The organism is Rhizomicrobium sp. (assembly GCF_056722145.1).
This window is the reverse complement of sequence record NZ_JBWZET010000185.1, coordinates 1-2,097: the sequence shown is the minus strand read 5'-3', so window position 1 is coordinate 2,097 and position 2,097 is coordinate 1. Positions and strand designations below refer to the sequence as shown.

2 protein-coding genes are annotated in these 2,097 nt (G+C 64.7%); one reads left to right on the top strand and one right to left on the bottom strand.

The annotated features are described in order from the left end of the window. Positions 1–584: TolC family protein (locus AC1P6P_RS09875; RefSeq protein ID WP_481402272.1), on the top strand; the 584-nt coding region annotated here is incomplete at its 5' end. A gap of 212 nt (positions 585–796) precedes the next feature. On the opposite strand, the gene AC1P6P_RS09870 is transcribed toward AC1P6P_RS09875, so the two are convergent. Beyond that, positions 797–2,097, bottom strand: a 1,301-nt coding sequence (locus tag AC1P6P_RS09870; RefSeq protein WP_481402271.1) for a TonB-dependent receptor domain-containing protein, incomplete at its 5' end; no start/stop codon positions are given.

Here is a 2,097-nt window from a genome sequence, read left to right as displayed (position 1 = left end):
AATCCGACCTGTTGCAGCGCCGACCCGACATCGCCGCGGCCGAGCGCCGCGTCGCCGCCGCCAATGCCGGCATCGGCGTGCAGCGCGCCGCCTATTTTCCGCAGCTTGGCCTGACCGCCGACGGCAGCCTCAGCGCCAGCTCGATCGGCGATCTGGTGTCGGCGCCGGTGACGCTGTGGTCGCTGGGCCTGTCCGCCGCGCAGACACTGCTCGATTTCGGCGCGACGCGGGCGCGGGTGGCGCAGGCGCGCGCGCAATACGACCAGGCTGCGGCGGTCTATCGGCAGACTGTGCTGGCCGCGTTCCAGCAGGTCGAGGACGATCTTGCCGGGGTATCGGCCTATGCCGACGAGGCAGCGCTGCGCGAGCGCGCCGCGGTTTCGGCAGACCGGGCCGAAACGATCGCGCGCAACCAGTACCTGGCGGGCACGATCGACTATTCCACGGTGGTGGTCGCGCAGGCCACCGCCTATTCGGCGCGATCGGCGCGGATCAACGCGGTGGTGGTTCGCCAGACCAACGCGGTGGCGCTGATCCTGGCGATCGGCGGGCGCTGGGACGGCAAGTCTCCGACCGCGCGATAGCCCCGGCGCGTAGGCGCGGACTGCCTTTGAATCCTCGCGCCAGAACGCAAACGGGGCGGCAGGCCGGAAAGCCTGCCGCCCCGCTGGAGCCTTATGACGTGATGATGAATCACGTCATAAGGCAATGAGCCCGCGCGGCGTTTGAGCGTTGCTGATGACTTCAGGTTGAAGCTTGCTTCAACCTGAAGTCATCACGCTAAAGCCCGCCTGGATCAGCGCGAGCCGAACGCGTAGCGCGCGGTGATGCCGAACGCCCGCGGCGGAACGACCGACACATAAGTGTAGTTCGAACCGACCGGGTTGCCCGGGACCGGCGGGCCATAGCCCGACTGCTCGGGCGTGACCGCCTGGATATTGCCACCGTAGGTCGGCAGGCGGGTCTGGTTGTTGAACAGGTTCTTGACGAACAGGGTCAGCTCCCAGGCGCTGTCGGGCGCACGAACGCCGAGGTAGACGTTCGCGACGGCGAAGCCGTTGGCATGGTCATAGGGGTTGAAGCCGGGCGCGGTGGCGCCACGGTAGGTCAACTGCCCGCGGACGAAGCCGGTCAGGCGATCGTTGATCGGCTGCGCATAATCGGCGTGAAGCTGCGCACCGAACTTGGGGTTGATCGACATCGCCCCGCCGACGCACTGGGCGAGCAGGTTGGTCGGCGACAGCGTGCTGTAGCCATTGACGTTGCAGGGCACCAGCGCGCCGCCGGTGATGCGGCCGTTGGTGTAGCTGAACGACCCGCCGATGTTGCCCTGGGCGGCGAAGTGGTAATTGAAATCACCCTCGACGCCATCGACCTTCGCCGGCACGTTGGTGGTGCCGATGATGATCGGCGCCGCCACGAACTGTGACGCCGCCCAAGGACCGACGCCGGAAATGTAGGTGTAGAGGAAGTCTGGGCTGACGTACTGGTAGTTCTTGAAGTCCTGATGGTAGTAATCAAGGTTCAGGGTCAGCTTGCGATCGAGGAACTGCGCCTTGAATCCGGCTTCATAGGAAGTCGAAGTTTCCGGCTGGATGACCGAATCGTTAGTCGGATAGGGCAGGAACGCGTAGACCTGATAGGTATAGGGCGTGAATGCCAGGCCGAGGTTGCTGCCCGGCGTGCGGAACGACGAACCCGCGTTGGCATAAAGCATGAAGTCCGGGTTGAAATGGTACGAAGCCGAAGCGGTCCAGATCGTCTTGGTCACGCGCTGGTGGAGGCCCACGGCGGCGAAATCGTACTTGTCGATGATGTAGCGCGCGCCGCCCGAGATTTCGAGCTTCTCAACCGGGTGGACGGTCAGGTTGCCGAACCACGAATATTCGGTCGGGCCATTGGGGTTCGCGGCCCCTTGGGTGATCGTCGAGTGCGGGGCAATGCCGTTCGAGACGGTGACCGAAGTCGGGGCGGAAACGGTGTTCCAGCCGACCACGTAGTCCAGCATGTTGAAAAGGCGCTCTTCGGAGGCAAGGCGCACTTCGTGGCTCTGGTAAACGGCATTGTCCACCGACTTCTTCTGGTACGGGCTCGCAC